1 protein-coding gene is annotated in these 1020 nt (G+C 73.6%); it reads right to left on the reverse strand.

Going from position 1 to position 1020, the window contains the following annotated elements:
* Nucleotides 1-1020, reverse strand: a 1020-nt coding sequence (locus AB0G02_RS42215; RefSeq protein ID WP_360806806.1) for a glycoside hydrolase family 3 C-terminal domain-containing protein, incomplete at both ends; no start/stop codon positions are given.

Consider the following 1020-nt stretch of genomic DNA (forward strand, 5'->3'; position numbering starts at 1 on the left):
CGGGTCGATGGCGGCGTAGCGGCCGGTGAGGACGCTGCGCAGCAGCACCGTGTCGCCGTCGGCGGTGACGGACACGAACCGGAACGTCTCGCGCACGTCCCAGGTCTTGATCCGCTCCACGTCCGCGACCAGCGCGCTGTCCTTGGCGCTGAGGTAGAGGCCGGTGCCCGCGTCGCGGAGGGTCACCACGCCGCCGCCCCACTCCGCGACGTCGAACGCCGTGTCGCCCAGCGCGCGGCCGGTGGTGCGGGACCGCAGCGAGATCCGGTCGAGGCCCTCCACCACCGTCACGTCGGCGAGCCGTCCGGCCAGTCCGGCCGCCACGGTGACCTGGTGCGGCATCGTGCCGCTGTACCAGTCCTCGTGCAGCACGTCCGCGAGCGGGCCGATGACGGCGACGCGCGGCGCGCGGGCCTCGTGCAACGGCAGCAGCCCGTCGTTCTTCAGCAGCACCACCGACTCCGTGGCGGCCCGGGTGGCGAGCACGCGGTGTCCGGGGCTGTCGACCACGTCGACGCCGATCCCGGCGTAGGGGTCGAGGTCCGGGTCGAACTCACCGAGGCGGAACCGCAGCAGGAGTTGCCGCCGGACCGCGCGGTCGACGTCGTCCTCGTCGATCAGGCCGCGGTCGAGCGCCTCGCGCAGCCTGCCGACCGGGGTGGCGCTGTCCGTGCCGTGGTCGGTGAAGCTGTCGATGCCGGCCTTGAGCGCGGCGGCGTGCGCCTCGGCGTGGTCGTCGAAGTAGTGCTCCGGGTCGACCAGGTTGGACGGCGCCTCGGCGTCGCTGACCACGAACAGCTCGTGGCCGGTGGGTTCGGCCCAGCGGCGCAGCTCGGACCCGATGAGCGGGCTGACGTGGCACGGGCGGCCGTTGACCAGGTTGTAGGCCGCCATCACGCCGGTCGCCGCGCCGGAGGCCACCACGGGGCGGAACGCGGCCAGGTCGTACTCGTGCAGCACCCGCGGCCGGACCCCGGAGGACGTGGTGCAGCGGTCGTCCTCGTTGTTGTAGGCCAGGAA

The organism is Actinosynnema sp. NPDC023658 (assembly GCF_040639995.1).
Taxonomy (GTDB): Bacteria; Actinomycetota; Actinomycetes; order Mycobacteriales; family Pseudonocardiaceae; genus Actinosynnema.